We start from the raw sequence: 19,771 nt of genomic DNA, 5'->3' as shown, positions 1-19,771 counted from the left end.
GAAAAAAACTTCAGGATTGGGCTGCGTGCGCTTCCTTGGTCCACATGAGGCAGGTGCGCTTGGCCAAGGCAACCACGGTCCCATCCTGGTTGCGACCGGTGTGCTCCATGGTCACCACCCCTTGGCCCGGCCGGGACGATGACAAACGTTTCCCGGTAATCACCGTCTCCGTGTACAGCGTATCGCCGTGGAACAGCGGGTGCGGAAAGCTGACGTCGGTCAGGCCCAACTGCGCGATGATCGTCCCTTGCGTCAGCTGGGTGACCGACTGGCCCACCATGGTGGACAGCGTGAACATGGAGTTCATGAGCCGTTGCCCGAACGGTTGCGACGAGCTCCACGCAGCGTCCAGATGGAGTGCTTGTGTGTTCATGGTCAAGGTGGTGAAAAGGACATTGTCCGTTTCCGTGACCGTGCGCCCTGGCTTATGCGCGTAGATCACGCCCTCGTCAAGCTCATCGAAATACAAGCCGCGCTGCTCGACAACGCGGGTCATACCGTGAGCTCCTGGTCTTCTTCGAACAACTCTGCACCGGTGGCAGCCACGACGTCGTCGAGGGTCACGTTCGGGGCCAACTCGCGCAGGACCAGTCTCGGGTTGCCGGCATCTTTCACGACGTCGATCACCGCCAGGTCCGTGATGATTCTGTCCACGCACCCCTTTCCCGTCAGCGGCAAGGTACAGTCCTGCAAAATTTTCGGTCTGCCGTTTCGGTCTACGTGCTCCATCATGACGATGACCTTCTTGGCCCCGAACACCAGATCCATGGCCCCGCCCATGCCTTTGACCATCTTTCCGGGGATCATCCAGTTGGCAAGGTCCCCGTTGGCGGCAACCTCCATGGCTCCCAGCACGGCAACATCGACATGACCACCGCGGATCATTCCGAATGATGTGGCAGAGTCAAAGAACGCAGCTCCCGCGTTTGTGGTCACGGTTTCCTTCCCCGCGTTGATCAGGTCCGGGTCCACTTTGTCCTCGGCCGGGTAGGGTCCCACCCCGAGGATGCCGTTCTCGGAGTGAAGAATGACCTCCACACCGTCCGGGATGTAATTGGGAATCAAGGTGGGCATTCCAATTCCGAGGTTCACGTACTGCCCGTTGATCAGTTCCTGCGCAACGCGGGCGGCGAGTTCGTTCCGGGTCCAGCCCTTGGTTTCGTGCTGTTCGACGTCGGCACGCCGGTACTCGTGCCGGACGGCTTCGGGGCGGGGCGGAATGTCTTGGTAGCTGTGGTCGTTCACAGTGCCACCGTCCTCTTCTCGATCCGTTTCTCCGTGGCCGGAGCAACCACTACCCGCTGGACGAAGATACCGGGCGTGTGGATTTGGCCGGGATCCAACTCCCCCGGCTCCACCAGTTCCTCCACCTCGGCGATAGTGGTGGTGGCCGCCATGGCGCAGAGCGGGTTGAAGTTCATGGCTGCAGCATGGAACACCAGGTTGCCGTGCCGATCCCCTTTCCAAGCATGGACCAGCCCAAAATCCGGGGTCAGGGACTCCTCCAAGACGTAGTCTGCCTCATTGAACGTCCGCACCTCCTTCGGTGCGGAGGCAATGGCGACGTTCCCGTCGGCGTCGTACTTTTGCGGTAGGCCGCCTTCGGACACCTGGGTTCCCACACCGGCCTTTGTGTAGAACGCAGGGATGCCCGCGCCGCCCGCGCGGAGCTTCTCAGCCAACGTTCCCTGCGGGGTCAGGACCACCTCCAACTCCCCCGCCAAATACTGCCGGGCGAATTCCTTGTTCTCGCCAACATACGAGCTGATGGTGCGGCGGATGCGGCCGTCCTTGAGGAGGATCCCCAGCCCCCAGTCGTCCACACCGCAGTTGTTGCTGACAGTTTCGAGATCCGTGGTGCCCTGCTGGTGGAGCGCATCGATGAGTGAGACCGGAATACCACACAAGCCGAAACCGCCGACGGCGAGTGACGCGCCATCGGGTATGTCCCGCACTGCCTCGGCGGCACTGGCAACAACCTTGTCAATCATCCTTGATCCTTCCCCTACGGTTACAGACCCAACTCGCGGGCGATCAGCATCAACTGGACCTCAGTGGTGCCTTCACCGATCTCAAGGATCTTCGAATCACGGTAATGCCGGGCAACCGTGAACTCGTTGATGAAGCCATAGCCACCGAACACTTGGGTAGCGTCCCGTGCGTTGTCCATGGCCGCCTCGCCTGCGACCATCTTAGCGATGGCCGCCTCGGTCTTGAACGGCTTACCTGCCAACATCCTGGCCGCCGCATCGTAGTAAGCCAGGCGGGCGGTGTGTGCTCTGACCTGCATGCGGGCGATCTTGAACTGGATGGCCTGGTACTTGCCGATGTTCTGCCCGAACGCACTGCGTTCCTTGGCGTACTTAACGGACAGGTCCACACAGCCTTGGGCTGCGCCAGTAGCCAAAGCAGCAATGGCAATCCGGCCCTCATCCAGGATGGAGAGGAAGTTTGCATAACCGCGGCCGCGCTGGCCTAGGAGGTTCGCTTCTGGAACCCGGACGTTGTCCAGCGTCAGGGGGTGGGTGTCCGAGGCATTCCAGCCCACCTTGTTATAGGGCTTTTCGGCCCGGAAACCCTGCGTCTCAGTGGGTACCAGGATGGTGGAAATTTCCTTCTTGATGCTACCGTCGGCGCGCTCCTGCTGCCCGGTGACGGCTGTTACGGTCACCAACGTGGTGATGTCAGTGCCGGAGTTGGTGATGAACTCCTTATTTCCGTTGATGACCCACTCACCGTTTTCGAGCCGGGCCTGAGTTTTGGTGCCCCCGGCGTCCGAACCCGCTTCGCGCTCGGTCAGTCCGAACCCGGCCAAGGACCGTGCCGATGCCAGCTCGGGCAACCAGCGTTCCTTTTGTTCCTGGGTACCGAACCGGTACACAGGCATGGCCCCCAGTGATACCCCGGCTTCAAGGGTGATGGCGACTGACTGGTCCACCCGGCCCAACTGCTCCAGGGCCAGTGCGAGGGCGAAGTAATCGCCACCCATGCCACCGAATTCTTCGGGGAAGGGCAGCCCGAACAGGCCCATCTCCCCCATCTGCTTGACCACTTCGTAAGGGAAGCTGTGCTCTTCGTCGTGTTTGGTGGACACGGGGGCAACTACTTCGTCTGCGAATTCACGGACGGAGTCACTCAGGTCTTGGTATTCCTCGGACAACTCAAAAGAGCTCATGGCTAAACTTCCTCATTCTCAGCAGAAACGGGTTGATGAATCGTGGCGAGCACTTGATCGGCTTTGACCAGGTCCCCGCGTTTGCTGGTCAGGTGAACCGTTCCGGCCACCGACGCCACCAGTTGGTGCTCCATCTTCATGGCTTCGACGGCCAGGAGGACTTGGCCTTCGCTGACGGAATCACCATCCGCCACGGACACGGACACCACGGTTCCGGGCATCGGCGAGCGCACCTCGGGATCGGCAGCACCTTCTTCGCGTTCAATGCCAGCAAGCATCCGCCGTAACCGCTCGGCCCGGTTGAGGACCTCGAACCGGCAGGACCAGCCGTCGTTGCCCAGGAAAATCTCTTCCACTTCACCAGTCACACCGTGTTTGGTACCCACGGCGTAGGCAGCCGGACCGCCGTCGAACTCCAGCCGGATGCCATCGCCTGTGCGCTCGGCCATTGAGACCCGGTACTGGGGTTCGGTCGGTGCCGAGAGGCTGCCGGTCAGGGCATTGGCCACTGTCGCTATCAGGCTGCCATGCGCCTCGGTGATGGACACAGTGGCTGCATCGCCACCGGGCAAGCCCAGGGTCACCCTCCATGCCCCGGCGCCACCCAGCCGCCATGAGTCCGGTGATGCCCACGCGTTGCCGGCCTTCGTCGTTCCGCTGCGTTCCAACCACAGCGTGACTGCGGCGGCAATGAGCTCGTGAGTGCCCGCGTGCCGGAACTTCATCGCCGTCAGTTTGCGCTCAATCAAGCCGGTATCGAGTTCTCCGGCGCGGACTTGCGGATCGTTGATCAACAACCGGAGATACTCGACGTTGGTGTCAATGCCCAGCAGCGTATACCTGCCCAGTGCATCGTCGAGCGTGTCCAACGCTACGGCGCGGTCCGCACCCCAGGCAATGACCTTCGCAAGCATCGGGTCATAGTCGCCGGTGACCTCCAAGTCCTCCCGCATGGCGGAGTCGATGCGGACATTTCCACGGGACGCTCGGACGCCGGACACCCCAGGGTCCGGGGCACCGTGTTCGGCGAGCGCTACGATTCGCCCCATGGACGGCATGAAGTTCCGCTCGGGCACCTCGGCGTAAACCCGCGCCTCCACAGCGTGGCCCTTAAGTTCGACGTCGGCCTGCGCCACGGTGAGCACCTCGCCGGCGGCGATCCGCACCTGCCACTCAACGAGGTCGACGCCGGTCACCATCTCCGTGACGGGGTGCTCCACCTGAAGGCGGGTATTCATCTCCATGAAAAAGAACTCGTCGGGGTGCTCATCCGAAACCAGGAATTCCACGGTTCCAGCGCCCGTGTAGTTGACCGAACGGGCTGCGTTGCAGGCTGCCTCACCCATGCGGGCCCGCTGTGCCGGGCCGTCGGGCAGCGACTCGAACAACGCAGATGGCGCCTCCTCAATGACCTTTTGGTGCCGGCGCTGCAAGGAACACTCGCGCTCGCCAAGGTGGATGACGTTGCCGTGCTTATCTGCCAGGATCTGCACCTCGATGTGCCGCGGCGCGGAGATCAGCCGCTCCAGGAAGAGGGTGTCATCGCCGAATGCTGAGGCCGCAACGCGCCGCGCGGTGCTCAGCGTAGTGGCCATGTCCTCAGCCCGCTCGACCACATGCATGCCCTTGCCGCCGCCGCCCGCCGACGGCTTGATCAGCAGGGGAAAGCCGACTTCCGGAGCGGCCTCGATCAACTGCTGGTCCGTCAGTCCGGGCTTTGAAATTCCGGGGGTGCACGGCACGCCGTGGGCCATCACGTGGTTCTTGGAGCGGATCTTGTCCCCCATCACCTCAATGGCGCCAATCCCCGGCCCGATGAACGTGATGCCGGCTGCGTCCAACGCCTTGGCGAACTCCACGTTCTCGGAGAGGAATCCGTAGCCGGGGTGGACGGCTTCGGCCCCGCTTCGCCGACAAGCATCGACAATGGCGTCGATCCTCAAGTAGCTCTCGGCCGGAGTGGTTCCGCCGATGGCAACGGCGGTGTCAGCCAGTGCCACGTGCTTGGCATTTTTATCCACGTCCGAGTAGACAGCCACGGAGCGGATGCCCATGGCTTTCAGCGTGCGGATGACGCGGCAGGCGATTTCACCGCGGTTGGCGACAAGGACCGCACTGAAGGCGGTCTGCATCATTGGTTGCACTGTTGTGGTTGGTGACAGCGTCATGATCACATCCTGAAGAGGCCGAAGGAGGTCTCGGGCAATGGTTGGCGGGAGATGACGTCCAGAGCCATTCCGAGGACGCGGCGTGTGTCCGCTGGATCGATGATGCCGTCGTCCCAGAGCCGGGCCGTGGAGTAGTACTGGCTCCCCTGATCCTCATACTGCTGCTTGATGGGGGCCTTGAAGGCTTCTTCGTCCTCCGCGGACCATTCCTGGCCGGCGGCCTCGTACTGGTCGCGTTTCACCGTGGCGAGGACGCTGGAGGCTTGGTTTCCGCCCATCACGGAAATACGGGCAGCGGGCCACATCCACAAGAACCGTGGCGAGTAAGCGCGGCCGCACATCGAGTAATTGCCTGCACCGAAGGAGCCGCCAATCACCACCGTCAATTTCGGCACCCGCGCCGTGGCCACGGCGGTGACCATTTTGGCCCCGTTCTTCGCGATGCCGCCTTGCTCGTAGTCCTTGCCAACCATGAAGCCGGACAGGTTCTGCAGGAAAATCAAGGGAATGCCGCGCTGGTCGCAAAGTTCGATGAAGTGGGCGCCTTTGAGGGACGACTCGCTGAAGAGAACGCCGTTGTTGGCCACTATGCCCACGGGGTGCCCATGCAGGTGCGCGAATCCGGTCACCAGCGTGGTGCCGTAGTTCTTCTTGAACTCGTGGAACTCCGAGCCGTCAACAATCCTCGCGATGACTTCTCGGACGTCATATTGGGCGTTGACATCCGTAGGAACCACGCCATAGATCCCTGCGGGATCGACGACGGGCGGCAGGACGACGTCGAGCATATCCCAGGCCGGCTGCGCCGGCTTCGGCAAGGTCGCCACGATGTCCCGGACGATTTCCAAGGCGTGCTGGTCGTTCTCGGCCAAGTGGTCGGTGACTCCCGAGATACGGGAGTGCACATCCCCGCCGCCGAGTTCCTCGGCCGTGACAATCTCACCGATTGCTGCTTTCACCAAGGGCGGACCACCCAGGAAGATCGTGCCCTGGTTCCGGACGATCACAGTCTCGTCGCTCATGGCGGGCACATAGGCACCACCTGCGGTGCAGGAGCCCATGACTGACGCGATCTGGGGAATCTTGGCCGCCGACATCCGTGCCTGATTGAAGAAGATCCGGCCGAAGTGCTCTTTGTCGGGAAAAACCTCGTCCTGCTTGGGCAGGAAGGCTCCCCCGGAATCCACGAGGTAGATACAGGGAAGCTTGTTCTCCATCGCGATTTCCTGTGCCCGGAGATGCTTCTTGACCGTCATGGGATAGTACGTGCCGCCCTTGACGGTGGCGTCATTTGAGATGACCAGGACATGCCGGCCGTGAACCAGGCCGATTCCTGCGATGACCCCGGCTCCCGGCGAATCGTCGTTGTACATGCCGTTTGCCGCAAGCGGTGCAATCTCCAGGAATGGGCTGCCCTCATCCAGCAGGTAATCGATCCGTTCGCGCGGAAGGAGTTTTCCGCGGGCAACGTGCCGCTCCCGTGACTTGGCCGGGCCGCCGAGAGCCGACGTCGCCAAACGTTCTTTCAGCTCCCGCACCAGGTTCAGTTGCCCTTCCCGGTTAGTTTCGAACGTGCCGCTGACCGCCCCTGCAAAGCTGGAAATCGTCTCCATTGACCCCTGTCCCGTTCCGCTCCCGGACCGTGCTCCAAGTAGCACCCCAGTAGGATTTAGGTTAGTGGCTATTAACTGAAATGTCCAGCCTCTTGCGATGCCGGGCACAGCGGTTTGAAGGCCAACGTGTCGCCCTTTGACGATTTCGCTGAGAGCTAAAAATGGAGCGGATCAAGCGGCGTGAGGTCCACGGAATCGCCAGGCGATGGACAGCCCGGCGAGCTGAAAACCCCCGCGCTTTCGCCCTTTAGAGCTGCTCGCCTTCGGACGGGCCAGAGACTGTCCCATGCTGCAGCAGCGAACGCAAGTCAAACGAAAGGGGCCGTTGTCCGGGGCAAGACTTGGCTCACTCCTGCTGTTAGATTCCATTTGTCCAATGAATGGACAAGTGCATTGTTCTATTCCTGGGGGGAGGTAAGAACCATGGAGAACCAACTGGCTCAGATTGAGCAGCTTGAAGAACTTGACGCACCCGGATGGGGTGAGTGGGTTGCCGGAATCGGCGTAGGCGCAGTTGTTGGCGGTGGCCTCATTTACGGCGGCATCGCCATCGGCGTCGCAATCACCTGATATTCAATGGCGAGTCCGGACTGTCCATATAAGGCCTTTGGGGAGGTGAAAATGGAAACCACTCTTGATGTAGACAACGAATTCATGACCCTCGTAGCCGGAATCGAACCACTGGAGTCGCTCGACGCGGCTTGGAACTGGGGAGAATTCTTCGGCGGAGTAGCTATCGGAGTTGGTGCTGCAGGCGTCGTCGCCGGCGGCATCGGCATCGGCGTAGCCATCACCTAGGAATGACCGTCCCTGTGGGGGCGGCCATTACACTCCGCCCCCACAGGCACACCCTGAAGACCACGACCGCAATTCATCACGGTCCACTGACATCAAAGTGCAGAAAAGAGTGACGACTCGAATGACACAAGGTAAGGCTGTCATCCCCCTCATAGCCATACTTGGAGCCCTCGTGGCAACGCTGGGCGGATTGACCGCGATGCTTGCGGTTAACGGCACCCAGCCGATCCTCCTCGGAATTTCTTTGGCGGTATGCCTCATCCTGCTGATAGTGCTTGGCATTTTCATTGGACTGCTGCGGAAGCGGAGTTAGTGGCAATGACAACGCAACCGGTCGTTTCCGTGAAGGACCTGGAAAAAAGATACGGCCGGAAAACAGGAATCACAGGAATTACCCTCACCATTGGCCGGGGTGAATGCGTCGGTCTTCTGGGACCGAACGGGGCTGGAAAGTCAACCCTTTTGAAAACCCTGTGTGGATTGATCAAGCCCAGCGCAGGGCACGTCCGCATCTTGGGCCAGGATCCGTGTTCCGTCACGGAGCCCGGCAACACAATGGGCTTTGTTTTCGATCCCGCCGGCCTCGCGCCGGATCTCACGGTCAGGGAGTGCCTCACCATCGAGGCGCTGGGCCAAAAACTGGACGGAACCGCCGTCGCCACCGCCACGGCGGACTTTGAGCTATCCGAATTCGCGGGCCGTCGCGTGCGGAAGCTGTCCACAGGCCAGCGGCAGAGAACAGCCCTGGCAGCTGCGATGATGGGCGACCCGGAGATCTTGGTCCTCGACGAGCCCATGAACGGTTTGGACATTGAATCAACGCGTTGGCTTCGCAGGAAGATCGAAGCGCGAACAGCCCGGAACAAGACGACCCTGATCTCCAGCCACAATCTCTCAGAGATACGGCGCCTGGCGGAGCGGGCTATCGTGGTTCGCCGCAGCCTGCGGTTCGACGGCGCCATTCCCGGCATGGATGAGGCGGAACTGGAACGCTGGTACTTGTCGCTGGTCGACGACGATCCCGAAACCGCCGCCCGGGACACCGCAGGGGTGGCTGAGCGCTCATGATTCGTTCTGAAGTTTTCCGCATGTCCCGTGGTTGGTCGTTGCCTGTTCTGCTTCTCAGCGCATTCGCCATGAATGTCCTCGCGGCCTATGGCACCTCCACAGGCATGGACTCCGCCGGGCTGTCATTGCCGGGCGGCTCAGAGAAGGCCACTGCCTCGCTGGTGGGCCTCGGGTTCGGAGCGAGCCTGTTTTCCATGATTTTTGGAATCATCTGTGTCACGCGCGACTTCGGCAACTCCTCCATCGGACGGAGCGCCTTCCTCTCCGGCGGCCCACTGCGCTTGCTGACCCTGCGTGCCTTCGCTTTGCTGCTTCCCGCCATCGCTTTCGCCATCGCAGGAACCCTATCCGTGGTGGCCGTAGCCATGATGAGCCTTTCGTCAAAGGGCGGACTATTCATCCTCGATACCGACGGAAGGACCACTCTGGCGGGAGTCTTTTTCACCATTGTCTTTGCGGCCTACCTGGGCCAGTTTGTCGCTTGGCAGGGCCGGAAGTCCCTGCCCGTAGTCATCGCTTTGGTCGCATGGACCTTGGTCCTCGAGCCCAACCTCGTGAACCTTCTACCAGTGGTCGGCAAGTTCCTTCCCGGCGCCGCGGGCCAAGCCATGAGCCTTGATCCTTCGGCCACGTTCGACATGCTTCCGGTAGGCGCCGGCTACGCTACCTACCTGGGGTGGCTTGTGCTTCTTTTCACCGCAGCCGCCATCCGACTCAAACGAACCGACCTCCTATGAACGGCCAGTACCCTTGGCTGAGCCAGATTCATCTCTCCGATGCCGATGAAGCGGGCCGAGTCCTGGTTAGTAGCGCTGCCGGCCCAGTCCTACGTTTGCCGGACACTTTGGGGCGCATCGTTGAGGAAGCGCAGCAGTCATTACCGGACATTGACGTCCAAGTGATCGCGGATAGGCTCCGGGCCACCGCTTCAGCAGGGCGGACCGGAACGGTCACGAAACCCGTGACCGGGGAAGAAGTGCAACTGTTGCTCGATACCTTGGGCAAGAACCCGGCTCTGGCACGGATAGACGCACCTTCAACCCGGCGCCTTCAATTCCGCAAACCATTTTCCATCCAGCTGACCTTGTTGGACCCGTCAAGACTGCTGGGCCGCTTGCCCGGTATTGGACGAATCATCCGTAGCCGCGGCTTCTGGTGGAGCGTCGCCGCCCTCAATGCCGTCGGAGTGGTCGCCGTTGCTGCGCTGCTCCTGGACTCGCAAAGTGCCCTGCACGACACCACCACTGTGGCGGGATACCTCTACTTACTCCTGGCCCTGTATCTGGCTGTTTTTGTTCACGAGCTTTCCCATGCAGCAACCCTGGTTGCCTACGGGGGGACGTCTCGACGTGTTGGCTTCATGCTGTTCTATCTCGTTCCGGCGTTCTTTTGCGATGTCACCGAGGCCTGGAAACTGAAACCCGCCGAACGCGCCAAGGTTGCCCTCGCAGGTATCGCCGCCCAAGGCAATTTGGCAGCCGTCGCCGGCGTCGGCGCCTTCGTGCTGCCCCGCGACCTGGCCACCCTCGCTGCCACCTTCTGCGCGCTGTGCTTCCTCTACGGTGTGCTTAACCTGCTTCCGTTCGTGAAGCTGGATGGCTACATCGCGCTGATCGGGCTTTTGGACACGCCGAATCTTCGAGCCCGCTGCATGCATGAGTTCCGCGCTTGGACCCGGACGTTGATTTTCCGCACCGGCCGGGAGCCCGGGCTGCCGTCCACTCCCCTCCGTCTTCTCTTCGGCCTCCTCTGCGCTGTATTCCCGCTGCTTATCCTGGTCGGTGTTGTCGCTGCTGCCGGCAGCTACCTCTCTTCGCTTGGCAAGGCTGCCGCGTGGATTCAATTGTTTTTGGCAGGCGCCTTGGCCATATGGCTGCTCATGCGGGGAATCGGACACGTGATCGAACTGCGCAAGTCCGGCATCCGCAAGGGCCCTGCCACCGCATATGCCCTCGCCCTCCTCGCTGCCGCCGTGGTTCTCGTGGTAGCAATCCCCTTCCCGAACAACGTCCGCGGCGGACTCTATATCGATGCCAACGGTCCAAAGCTTGTCTTACTCGGCGGCTCCACCGGTTCTGCGGGCGGGACAGTGGACCTCTTTGGTCCCGGGCTCGTGTCCGGCAGCAGTATCGGAAAAGCAACCGCAATCGGAGCGCCAGCCCCCTGCACGGTTCCGTTGGCCGCAACGGTGGCCGTAAAGGAGTCGGACCTGACCCGAGAAGCGCTCTGCGTTCGCCTTGACTACGCCGGCACGGCACCGCGGACCGGCACAGCCGTGTGGGAAGTTCCAGGTCAGACCATGGCCCAATGGGCGGGAAATATCGTGGGCAGGGTGATGGGGCCATGAGCCATCCCCGGTTTACCGTCATTTGCCCCGCCTACAACCGCTCAACAGCGATCGCGCCCACCCTTGAAAGCGTCCTGGGCCAAAGCAACGGCAACTTCGACCTTCTTGTTGGCTCTGATGGTTCCACAGACGATACGGACGACGTCGTTGACGGCTTCGCCCGAGCTGACCGGCGCGTGAAGCTGCTGCGTTATCCGCACACCGGTGATCCGGGTCTGGTCCGGCGCCAACTGAGCCTCGGCATCCGCGACGAGTACGTGGCCTATATCGACCACGACGACCTGTGGCGGGGGGACCATCTCGCGGTCCTTGGCAAGGCACTCGACGGCGGTTCAGAGTTCGTGGCCAGTGGCGCCACCTACCAACAGGAGGACGGACAGTCCACCCTCCTTCGCGGCCGAAACCTCCTGTGGCATCCGGACATTGCCACCCTCGATCCCTACGCAGAGCCAAGCCGCGTGGCCCACCGTCACGGGCTGTTGGAGCGGGCTGGAGGTTGGTGCCGCGCGGGAGCCGGCCTTGAGGACTGGGACCTCTGGTGGCGGATGACCTGCCAGGGAGCTGCCCTGCAGCCCGTCGATGAACCGACTGCGGTTGTTTCCATTTCCGGGTCGACCCGGCGGCATTCGCTGGACTACACCATGGTCACGGCGCTGGCCAGCACCTCCGGCGAGAACGCAGCCGTTTCATTGCTCGATGAGTGGCACCGGAACGTTCCGGCTGATGAATTCACTGAAGACTTCCGTCGCTGGGCTGCGGACATCGAGGACGACCCGCTAACAATGATGCCACTCACCGGGGTTGGCTCCGTACCGGATGCAGAGTCGCACGTTACGGGTGAGATGTCCGGGTTCTCCGGTGGCACATCCGGAGCTCCAGGCGCGACCTTCGCCTTGGGCGTGTTTCCGGGCGGCAAGGATGGCTGGCTGGTAGGCCTTGCGGCGCCGGTAGTCAGCGGCAGCCACCGCCGAGCCATTGGGACGGTTCTTAGCCACCGATTCCCCGGAGCTGTGGCCCACATGCGATCTGCGTTGGCGCGGAGACTTCAAGAAATTCAGGCTTAAAGACATGGAACTGCACATATTCAGGAGGGGTAACCATGAGTGAAGATTTGACGCAGGAGGCCGCGTTTTCAGAACGGCTGCGTTTGTGGCTTGAAGGAACACGGCCTGCCCTGGGGGTCCATGATGCACTCGTGGTGGGCGCCCTTAGTGATGAGGCGATGACGTCGCTTCCCGGATCTGAAGAGTCCTTGCTGTTCGTCGAGGAATCCCAGGTCGAAGCCGCACAGGCACTAACCCGCTCAAGGGTTGTCGGTTACAACGGTGAATTCTCGACGAACGGCGGAGAAATCGGAATCGGGACCAATTTCGTGGTCCAGCTTGAGGGCTATGCAACGGCCCCCTACGTTGCGATCTCTTGCCCGACAGCCTTCTCCATCGAAGAAGACGCTGACCGTGAAGCCGTGGCAGCAGATGCCGCGACGGCCTTCGAAACCGGGGTGTTTCCGCGGTTCCTGCTGACCCAGCTCGTCACAATCGTGGACCAGGAATTCTGGCACCGCTGTGGCCAACTGGGCAGTGATCCCGCGCGGCTGTTTGTCCCCGCGGGATCATCGCTGATGCTCTCGGGACCGGCCGGGGGCGGCGTTGAAATAAATGACGGCGCGTACACCACTCACTCCCCGGTTGCCGGTGAGGAGAACGCGAAAATGCTGAGCGAAAACAGCGGGATCGGGCGCTTTCTCGGGGCAGCAAAGGTGCTAAGAGCCGCACAAAGCCGGTTCCCGGCTGACGCCCGGATTTCGGGCTTCGGGTCCTCGTTGGTCGACGGCGACCCCGCAGCGGAACGGTCCCGCCGGGATAGCGTCTTCGTCATCGTTGCCGACGAACAGTATTTCGTGACGGAGCTACGCACGGGACGGCTGAACAAGGTTCCCAAGGACGTCGCCCAAGCCGTGGAAACCATTCTTTCAGGTGTTGAGCTTGGTGCGGAACTGCAGGGCAGGCTCGGGCTGAAGCTTTCGGGCAAGGATCTTGCCCCCTCCGCGCAGATTGCCCGGAGCAAGGAGCTGCAAATGCTGTTCAGCCATCTGGGCATCGACGTTAGCCCCGGCATGGACGCCGTAGCGCCCCCTGCAGTTGCAGTTCCCGTGAATCCCGCACTGACCATCGTTCCGGTCATCATCACATGAGCGGCCCCCACGCAACCCTTTACACCGGGAGGGGCGCCGAGCTCTACCATGAGATCGTCCAATCGGACACCTCTGAACTGCGAGAGATCATCCACAGCCTCAGAGGCAAGGACGCCCGCGTGCTTGAACTGGCGGCAGGTTCCGGCCGAATAACGCTTGCTCTCCTGCCCTTCGTCCGATCCATCACGGCCGTGGACAACTCAGCGGAGCTCCTGCGCATACTCAGCGAGGAACTTGCACGGCCAAACCGCAAGAACGCTGCGTCAAAAGCGAACGTCGTCCTGGCTGACATCCTGAGCTTGGAGCCGGGTGGCCACTTCGACTGCGTCGTCCTCGGCACCACATCCTTCTGTCTCTTCGACGCCGACCAGCGCCGCTCGCTCCTTGCCGACATCCGCCAATGGTTAAACCCAGGGGGCGAGCTCCTGCTCTCGTTGCGTACTCCCGATTTAGGCGGACAGAACAGATACGTGCATGAAGTATCGCCGAACCTGGCAATCGAGGAGAGGTTCGACCCCGTCCGCGGAACGTTCTCCTCGACGTTGATCGAACGAACAGATGACGGGCAGGCTATCGCGGAGTATTCGGTGACGACACATCTTTTGACCGAAACCGAGCTAAGGACTGAACTGCGCGAGGCGGGATTGGTCCTCAAGGACGCGGTCGACGTCGGGCCGCGGAACCGGGTCGGTGCGATCGGCGACTACAAACTTTTCAGGGCCCACTGTCCTGGGCCAGACGCGATGGGGAAACCACGGATGTCCAGCAGTGAGTACTTCGAGTTTTACCTCCCGTCCAAGGATTGGGGAAATGCCGAAGCAACGGCTGCTCGCGGCAACACCATCACCTTTGCGGATGGGACAGAGGCTTTGTGCGGCATCAGTGGCCTCTGGAACGCAAGCCTGGGCTACGGCAACGTGGCGGTAGCAGAAGCGATCAACGAAGCGAACCTCAACGCGGCCACCCTGCCGATCTTCCGCCGCGGCAGTGCCTACTCGCGCGAGGCTGCTACCCGCTTGCTGGAGTTCGCCCTTCCCCATGAGTACTCTTCGGTCTTCTACGCCACCTCCGGCAGCTCGGCGCTCGATGCCGTGGTCAAGCTCAGCCGCCAGTTCCACAACATCAACTCGAATCCCAAGCGCCGCAGGATTGTCAGTTTCACCGCCAGCTACCACGGTGTGACCATGGGCGCGATGGCTGTTACGGGCTCCTATCTTTTCCAGGACGTCTACCAGGTGGATCAACGGCTTAACATCAAGATTCCCTACGATGACCTCGCGGCCTTGGACATCGTGATGAAGAGGTTTGGTCCGGAAATTGCCGCGGTGATCATGGAACCCGTTCTGGGTTCCGGCGCGCTACCGGTGCCACAAGACATCGTCGACGCGGTGTACGCCTACCGGGAATCCGAAGGGTTCCTCATTGTTGCCGATGAGGTCGCCACCGGCTTCCACCGGACAGGCCCACGATTCGCAAGCCATGAATGGATCCAGCCCGATGTCCTGGTCCTCAGCAAGGCCCTCACCAACGGAACATGTGCCGCGTCGGCGCTGCTCCTGGGTGACCGTGTTGTGGACGCGTTCGACCAGGCACAGCAAGTGTTCTGGCACGGCGAGACCCAAGCCGGGTCCCCGCAGTCCTGTGCCGCCATCGTTGCGACTTTGGATGAAATCGACCGCCTCGACATAGCTACCTCCGCAGCCCGCGTGGGCAGGAGGCTTGCGGCCTTTATTTCCGGGCTGGAGAGCCTTTCACCGCGGGTCAAAGGGTTCGGCCGCGGATCATTCCGCGCTGTGCAGCTCTTCGACGAGGCAGGAGAACTCATCGGGACGGACAAAGTCTTCGAACTCGTCAGCGAGTGCCGACGGCGAGGCGCCGTCGTCCAGCCTTCTCCGGGGGCGCTGCAGTTCGTGCCGGCGCTGAACTATCCCGACGCGGAGTTGGACGTGCTGTTCGACCGGATCCAAGGTGTCGTAACGGACTACTTGGCCGGGCAATTCGCGTGATTTCCGCCCTTGTTCAAAGGCCGGCCACTCCCGCACAGATTGCCGGGGCGGGGTCGGCCGTCCGGCTGGCGCAGGCTTTTCGTTCCACCAGGACCGTACTGGTGGCTGACCCGGCTTTGAGCGACCGACTGGAAATCCTCGGCCCGGGCGGCTTCCTGTGGGTCGAGGATGCTGGGTTGCCAACCGGTATTGAGACGGCGTCAAAGCTCGCACGGCGGTTGGACCAGTCCGGCGTCGAACGCCTTCTTGCGGTGGGCGGTGGCAACACCATGGACGTCGCAAAGCTCGCTGTAGCAATGGCGTCCGATCCATCCGTGGAGCCGTTCCTGCGGCGTATGGGCGACCGAAACGGCGTCGCTATCCTCCCCCGGCCGCTCGCGGGCCACATAGAGCTTGGCGTGATCCCCAGCACGTTTGGTACGGGTTCCGAGATCAACGCCGGCGCCTGCTACGAATCGCCCCGCAGTGACGACGGCGACCCCTGGCCGGGCAGGGCAAAGAACCTGGTCCTGCTGGAGGGCTTGAGCACGTCCATGGTCGCCTACGACCCCGGGTTCCTTGAGGCACCACCGTGGCTCGCGGCAGAGGGCCTGTTGGAACCCGCTGTCCGGCTCTTAACCTCACTGGTGGAAGGCGGATCAGCGCTGGGTTACTCGGAGGCACAGGGGCGTTGGCTGCTCGGAGCCGCTGGTGCGAACCTCCTGGCCGGGACTGAGAGTGCTTTCCGATTGTCCAGCCAAGAGCGTCTGGATGCGGCCCTGCTGAGTGCGGAGTCGCACGCTGGTTGGTCATTACGCGGCCGTGGCCCGGCGCCGTCGTCGCTGTGGTTCTTGGCGAACGAGTTGTCCATGGCCCTGGGTATCCGTAAGAACCAGGCATCCATACTCCTGCTGGGGCCGTGGCTCGCCGCCGTCGCCGGAGGAAACACCGTTTGGGGTAGCGTGCAAAAGCTCGAGGAGTTCTGGCCCTTGGTTGCCGACGGCGTTGCCCCTGCGGCGAGCGCCGCGCGGTCGGGGCCGGATCGTGCCCCCGGCTCCGGAGGCCGGCGTTCCGAGGGCCTGCGTCCTGTAAGCGATGTTTCGGGAAGCGGGCCTTCGGGCGGCGGCAGCCTCATTCCCCCAAGCCTCGCCGATACGTTGGCCCGGAACACCCTGCGTCGGTTTGGCCGGGGGCGTCCCATGAAAAAGGAATTGGGGCATGAGCAAGTGTCGGAAATGTTTGCAGCCGGTCTCCGGGCCGCCGGCCTGACTGACTTAAGGATTGATCCCTATGGGAGTTGACTACCTCCAGACACTGAACCCTGCCCTCGGATTGGCGCGCCGTGTTCGCGTTCTCCCCCCGGACGGTACGAAAAGCCTGCTGTGGACGGTCGCCGTCGATATCGGTCAGGAACGCCCGGACGAAACGAACGCCGGCATCGATATGAGTTGGGTGGGTGCGGCAGGCGTCAGGCGCGCCCCGACGTTCGCCCGGGCGGCCGGCGAAGCCGTGGAGCGCCGAGCGCTCATCCCCCACCCTGGACTGCCCAACGGTGCCGGACTTCCCATGGCGCCGCGCGGTGTGAGCTGGGCAGACATCTCAGCCCTACCCAACGTGGACTTTTATGCCGCAACAAGATACGACGGCGACGGCACAGAAAGAGCGGTGGCTGTACCTGCGGCGGCGGTGGACTTCCCTCGTGCAGCATCGCCAGGAGCACAGGATCTTTTTGACCCCAGCCCGTCGGGGACCGCTGCGGGCATCAACCGGGCAACCGCGGCACAGTCGGCCGCCAAGGAGATCATCGAACGCCACGCCGCAATGCGAGGGTGGGACCGGCCCGAAGCAGCACTGCGGTTCGATCTTGCCGAGGCGGCGTTCGAACCCGACAGCGGAGCTCCCGGGCTGAAGAGCGCAGGCCCCGACACCCGGGTCCTTGATGTGGCCAAAGGCGCCGCCTCCCAAGGCGTGGAACTGGAACTGGTCCTCCTCGACGAGCCCCACGGACACGCAGTGTGGATGGCCGTTGCCATCGACACAAAGCACGGGGTTGTGGGCGCGGGACTAGGCCTGGAACATGACCGGTTCCTCGGCGTGCTGCGTGCCGTTCAGGAGTCCTTGCAAATCAGGTCCTTGCTCATCAATATGAAAGATTCCGAGGGCGAGAGGCCCATACTGCCGCCGATCACCAGTGAGATGGCCCGGGCTCGCTACTGGGCAGCCGATGCGAGTATCACGGCAATCCGTACATGGCTGGACCGCATCCCCCGCGCGCGCCACTTCCTCCGCTCCGATGCGGAGGCGGGCGCCGCAGACGGAGAGCAAGGAGCTTGGCTGGACATCTTGGCTGGATACACGCTGGTGGATCTGACACCGCGCCTGCCACAAGCGATCAAGGAGATGGGTTGGTGGGCGGTGAAGATCTTCTGCGACACCCTCCAGCCCCTTCGAATGTCCGAGGCGTTGGAGTGGAACGTGCTTGGTGCGGCTGCCGCCGGGAACGGGCTACCAGGCAACACGCTTCCGCACCCTTTCATTTAGCTCCGTCTTTCCGGCCGGGGTGGGAACTGGGCACCCCGGGTGCCACCGGCTAGGATCGTCCTCGGGCAGGAGTGGATGTGGATTCGAAGGCGCCGACGGAAACCTTGACGGTGTCCTGCCAGCCGGCCCGTATTGGGCCAAGGAGGAGAAAGTGACTGGAGTGCCGGAAGCACGCACTGCGGGCACGCGCGCCACGGCAACCCAAAGGAGCCAGGCAAAGGAAGTCCGACGCCTTGCTTTGTTGTCCGCTGCGGCGGGTCTTTTTGCCGAAAACGGCTTTAGCCGGGTTTCGCTGGAAGACCTCGGAGCGGCAGCTGGAGTGAGCGGCCCGGCTGTGTACCGCCACTTTCCGGGCAAGCAGGCAGTCCTCGGCGAACTCCTCTTGAGCGTAAGCCGGGACCTGCTCGACGGCGGGCGCCGGGTCGCAGCTGAAAGCTCCGACCCAAAAGATGCCCTGCGGGCCCTAGTCCAATTTCAGGTCGACTTCGCGCTAACCCACCCCGACGTCATTCGGGTTCAGGACCGCGATTTCGGAAGCCTGACTGACGCGGACCAAGCCGAGGTCAGGTCCCTGCAGCGCAGTTACGTGGAGACGTGGGTAGAGGTGCTGGCAAGGATCCACCCGGACTCGGACATTTCCGGGCTCCGGGTTCGTGCCCACGCCGCTTTTGGCCTCATCAATTCCACACCCCACTCGGTCCGCCACCACGGGCGAAAGATCGCGGCCAAGACGGCACGGCCCATCCTGGAGCAAATGGCGTACTCGGCCCTCACCGCTGATGCCCTCACCGCTGATGAACAGGACGACGACGGCGAAGGGCACTGACGCCGCCGGGGATCTCACCCGTTCTGCACATCCTAGGACTCACAGGGCCAGCCACGGGGCTGTTATGGGTGCTCCTGAAGTTTAGGGTTGGAAGACCGACCATTCGTTGCACCATTCGGACAACAGGCCCTTGGCTAGGGCAGCTACAAGCGAGGAGTTCACGATGAGGATTGCCGTCACCGGGGGAAGCGGAAAATTGGGCAGGAGCGTCGTCAGGCGGCTCGTCCACGATGGCCACGACGTACTGAATCTGGATCGCGTGGGAACTCGCGGCCCGGGTTACGTAAACGTGGACCTCCGCAACTACGGACAGGTCCTGGACGTGATCCTTGGCCTCGACGACAGGCACAACGGCATAGATGCCATTGTGCACCTGGCAGCAATTCCCGCCCCGGGGCTCGCTCCTGACGCCGCGATTTTTGAGAACAACATGCTCTCCACGTACAACGTGTTCCAGGCGGCCCGCAGGGCCGGGATCACCAAGGTGGTGTACGCCTCCAGCGAGACCGTCCTCGGGCTGCCCTTCGACGTCGAACCGCCGTACATCCCTGTGGATGAGGAGTATGCAGCCCGGCCAGAGAGTACCTACTCGCTGGTGAAACACCTCGAAGAGCAGATGGCCATCCAACTGACGCGGTGGGACCCGAACCTGAGCATCACGGCGCTGAGGTTCTCCAACGTCATGGACCCGGAAGACTATGAGGCCTTCCCGTCCTTTGATTCGGACCCGACTCTGCGCAAATGGAACCTCTGGGGTTACATCGACGCGCGAGACGGTGCACTTGCCGTGGTTCAGGCACTGGAACACGGGACGCCGGGTTTCGAAACCTTCATCATTGCCGCCTCGGATACCGTGATGACCCGCAGCAGTGCCGCGTTGGCCGCCGAAGTGTTTCCCGGCGTCGAGGTGGTCAAGGAGTTGGGCGAACACGAAACGATGCTCTCGATCGACAAGGCGCGCAAGCTGCTGGGTTTTGAACCCCAGCACAGCTGGCGCGATGTCCACCCGAGCCGGACCACCCCCACCGAAGACTGAGGCGGTCCGGCGCGAAGCTG

Annotated in this window: 19 protein-coding genes; 13 read left to right on the top strand and 6 right to left on the bottom strand. The window is 62.3% G+C overall.

What is annotated here, in order from left to right; translation table 11 throughout:
- Positions 1-10: 10 nt before the first annotated feature.
- From QRN04_RS13630 to QRN04_RS13605, 6 genes are read right to left on the bottom strand one after another with little or no spacing between them, the layout of a single operon-like run.
- The gene (locus QRN04_RS13630) at positions 11-496 is read right to left on the bottom strand and encodes a MaoC family dehydratase (RefSeq protein WP_284976561.1); all 486 of its coding nucleotides are present in this window, start codon (positions 494-496) and stop codon (positions 11-13) included.
- The gene (locus QRN04_RS13625) at positions 493-1,245 is read right to left on the bottom strand and encodes a CoA transferase subunit B (protein ID WP_284976560.1); all 753 of its coding nucleotides are present in this window, start codon (positions 1,243-1,245) and stop codon (positions 493-495) included. Before QRN04_RS13625 ends, QRN04_RS13630 begins: the two co-directional genes overlap by 4 nt.
- On the bottom strand, positions 1,242-1,991 hold the full coding sequence (locus tag QRN04_RS13620) for a CoA transferase subunit A (protein ID WP_284976559.1): 750 nt from the start codon (positions 1,989-1,991) through the stop codon (positions 1,242-1,244). Before QRN04_RS13620 ends, QRN04_RS13625 begins: the two co-directional genes overlap by 4 nt.
- Positions 1,992-2,011: 20 nt before the next feature.
- Entirely contained in the window at positions 2,012-3,175 is a 1,164-nt protein-coding gene (locus QRN04_RS13615) for an acyl-CoA dehydrogenase family protein (protein ID WP_284976558.1), read from the bottom strand.
- A 2-nt stretch (positions 3,176-3,177) separates the two neighbouring features.
- Entirely contained in the window at positions 3,178-5,343 is a 2,166-nt protein-coding gene (locus tag QRN04_RS13610; RefSeq protein WP_284976557.1) for an acetyl/propionyl/methylcrotonyl-CoA carboxylase subunit alpha, read from the bottom strand.
- Between the two features lie 2 nt (positions 5,344-5,345).
- Entirely contained in the window at positions 5,346-6,956 is a 1,611-nt protein-coding gene (locus QRN04_RS13605) for a carboxyl transferase domain-containing protein (protein WP_284976556.1), read from the bottom strand.
- A 423-nt stretch (positions 6,957-7,379) separates the two neighbouring features.
- Between QRN04_RS13605 and QRN04_RS13600 the strand changes: the two genes are divergently transcribed.
- The 13 genes from QRN04_RS13600 (at position 7,380) to QRN04_RS13540 (ending at position 19,751) form a co-directional block, all read left to right on the top strand.
- The gene (locus QRN04_RS13600; RefSeq protein ID WP_284976555.1) at positions 7,380-7,526 is read left to right on the top strand and encodes a hypothetical protein; all 147 of its coding nucleotides are present in this window, start codon (positions 7,380-7,382) and stop codon (positions 7,524-7,526) included.
- Positions 7,527-7,577: 51 nt separating this feature from the next.
- Positions 7,578-7,754, top strand: a complete 177-nt coding sequence (locus QRN04_RS13595) for a hypothetical protein (protein WP_284976554.1) — start codon at positions 7,578-7,580, stop codon at positions 7,752-7,754.
- Between the two features lie 121 nt (positions 7,755-7,875).
- Complete coding sequence (locus QRN04_RS13590) at positions 7,876-8,067, top strand: hypothetical protein (RefSeq protein ID WP_284976553.1); 192 nt, start codon at positions 7,876-7,878, stop codon at positions 8,065-8,067.
- A complete protein-coding gene (locus QRN04_RS13585) occupies positions 8,007-8,822 on the top strand; it encodes an ABC transporter ATP-binding protein (RefSeq protein WP_350224940.1) in 816 nt (271 codons plus the stop codon). Before QRN04_RS13590 ends, QRN04_RS13585 begins: the two co-directional genes overlap by 61 nt.
- A complete protein-coding gene (locus QRN04_RS13580; protein ID WP_284976551.1) occupies positions 8,819-9,559 on the top strand; it encodes a hypothetical protein in 741 nt (246 codons plus the stop codon). Before QRN04_RS13585 ends, QRN04_RS13580 begins: the two co-directional genes overlap by 4 nt.
- Positions 9,556-11,169: a daptide biosynthesis intramembrane metalloprotease gene (mpaP, locus tag QRN04_RS13575; protein WP_284976550.1), complete on the top strand. Its 1,614-nt coding sequence runs from the start codon at positions 9,556-9,558 to the stop codon at positions 11,167-11,169. Before QRN04_RS13580 ends, mpaP begins: the two co-directional genes overlap by 4 nt.
- On the top strand, positions 11,166-12,233 hold the full coding sequence (locus QRN04_RS13570) for a glycosyltransferase family 2 protein (RefSeq protein WP_284976549.1): 1,068 nt from the start codon (positions 11,166-11,168) through the stop codon (positions 12,231-12,233). Before mpaP ends, QRN04_RS13570 begins: the two co-directional genes overlap by 4 nt.
- A 35-nt stretch (positions 12,234-12,268) precedes the next feature.
- Positions 12,269-13,363, top strand: coding sequence for a hypothetical protein (locus QRN04_RS13565; RefSeq protein WP_284976548.1), 1,095 nt, complete (start codon positions 12,269-12,271; stop codon positions 13,361-13,363).
- Positions 13,360-15,369: an aminotransferase class III-fold pyridoxal phosphate-dependent enzyme gene (locus tag QRN04_RS13560; protein WP_284976547.1), complete on the top strand. Its 2,010-nt coding sequence runs from the start codon at positions 13,360-13,362 to the stop codon at positions 15,367-15,369. The genes QRN04_RS13565 and QRN04_RS13560 overlap by 4 nt, the downstream gene beginning before the upstream one ends.
- Positions 15,366-16,649: an iron-containing alcohol dehydrogenase gene (locus QRN04_RS13555; protein WP_502868800.1), complete on the top strand. Its 1,284-nt coding sequence runs from the start codon at positions 15,366-15,368 to the stop codon at positions 16,647-16,649. Before QRN04_RS13560 ends, QRN04_RS13555 begins: the two co-directional genes overlap by 4 nt.
- Positions 16,639-17,889 (top strand): YcaO-like family protein, encoded by a 1,251-nt coding sequence (locus tag QRN04_RS13550; protein ID WP_284976545.1) that lies wholly within the window; start codon positions 16,639-16,641, stop codon positions 17,887-17,889. The genes QRN04_RS13555 and QRN04_RS13550 overlap by 11 nt, the downstream gene beginning before the upstream one ends.
- Before the next feature lie 151 nt (positions 17,890-18,040).
- A complete protein-coding gene (locus QRN04_RS13545) occupies positions 18,041-18,715 on the top strand; it encodes an SACE_7040 family transcriptional regulator (protein ID WP_284976544.1) in 675 nt (224 codons plus the stop codon).
- 163 nt (positions 18,716-18,878) lie between these two features.
- The gene (locus QRN04_RS13540; protein ID WP_284976543.1) at positions 18,879-19,751 is read left to right on the top strand and encodes an NAD-dependent epimerase/dehydratase family protein; all 873 of its coding nucleotides are present in this window, start codon (positions 18,879-18,881) and stop codon (positions 19,749-19,751) included.
- Positions 19,752-19,771 lie beyond the last annotated feature (20 nt).

The organism is Arthrobacter sp. efr-133-TYG-104 (assembly GCF_030208915.1).
Lineage (GTDB): Bacteria > Actinomycetota > Actinomycetes > Actinomycetales > Micrococcaceae > Arthrobacter.
This window is presented reverse-complemented; position numbering and strand designations above follow the sequence as displayed.

Excerpts from the sequence above, each read along its gene's own strand:
- QRN04_RS13630 (WP_284976561.1), bottom strand. The coding sequence starts at position 496 with ATGACCCGCGTTGTCGAGCAGCGCGGCTTGTATTTCGATGAGCTTGAC.
- QRN04_RS13620 (WP_284976559.1), bottom strand. The coding sequence starts at position 1,991 with ATGATTGACAAGGTTGTTGCCAGTGCCGCCGAGGCAGTGCGGGACATA.
- QRN04_RS13615 (WP_284976558.1), bottom strand. The coding sequence starts at position 3,175 with ATGAGCTCTTTTGAGTTGTCCGAGGAATACCAAGACCTGAGTGACTCC.
- QRN04_RS13610 (WP_284976557.1), bottom strand. The coding sequence starts at position 5,343 with ATGACGCTGTCACCAACCACAACAGTGCAACCAATGATGCAGACCGCC.
- QRN04_RS13605 (WP_284976556.1), bottom strand. The coding sequence starts at position 6,956 with ATGGAGACGATTTCCAGCTTTGCAGGGGCGGTCAGCGGCACGTTCGAA.
- QRN04_RS13600 (WP_284976555.1), top strand. The coding sequence starts at position 7,380 with ATGGAGAACCAACTGGCTCAGATTGAGCAGCTTGAAGAACTTGACGCA.
- QRN04_RS13595 (WP_284976554.1), top strand. The coding sequence starts at position 7,578 with ATGGAAACCACTCTTGATGTAGACAACGAATTCATGACCCTCGTAGCC.
- QRN04_RS13590 (WP_284976553.1), top strand. The coding sequence starts at position 7,876 with ATGACACAAGGTAAGGCTGTCATCCCCCTCATAGCCATACTTGGAGCC.
- QRN04_RS13585 (WP_350224940.1), top strand. The coding sequence starts at position 8,007 with ATGCCTCATCCTGCTGATAGTGCTTGGCATTTTCATTGGACTGCTGCG.
- QRN04_RS13580 (WP_284976551.1), top strand. The coding sequence starts at position 8,819 with ATGATTCGTTCTGAAGTTTTCCGCATGTCCCGTGGTTGGTCGTTGCCT.
- mpaP (WP_284976550.1), top strand. The coding sequence starts at position 9,556 with ATGAACGGCCAGTACCCTTGGCTGAGCCAGATTCATCTCTCCGATGCC.
- QRN04_RS13570 (WP_284976549.1), top strand. The coding sequence starts at position 11,166 with ATGAGCCATCCCCGGTTTACCGTCATTTGCCCCGCCTACAACCGCTCA.
- QRN04_RS13565 (WP_284976548.1), top strand. The coding sequence starts at position 12,269 with ATGAGTGAAGATTTGACGCAGGAGGCCGCGTTTTCAGAACGGCTGCGT.
- QRN04_RS13560 (WP_284976547.1), top strand. The coding sequence starts at position 13,360 with ATGAGCGGCCCCCACGCAACCCTTTACACCGGGAGGGGCGCCGAGCTC.
- QRN04_RS13550 (WP_284976545.1), top strand. The coding sequence starts at position 16,639 with ATGGGAGTTGACTACCTCCAGACACTGAACCCTGCCCTCGGATTGGCG.
- QRN04_RS13540 (WP_284976543.1), top strand. The coding sequence starts at position 18,879 with ATGAGGATTGCCGTCACCGGGGGAAGCGGAAAATTGGGCAGGAGCGTC.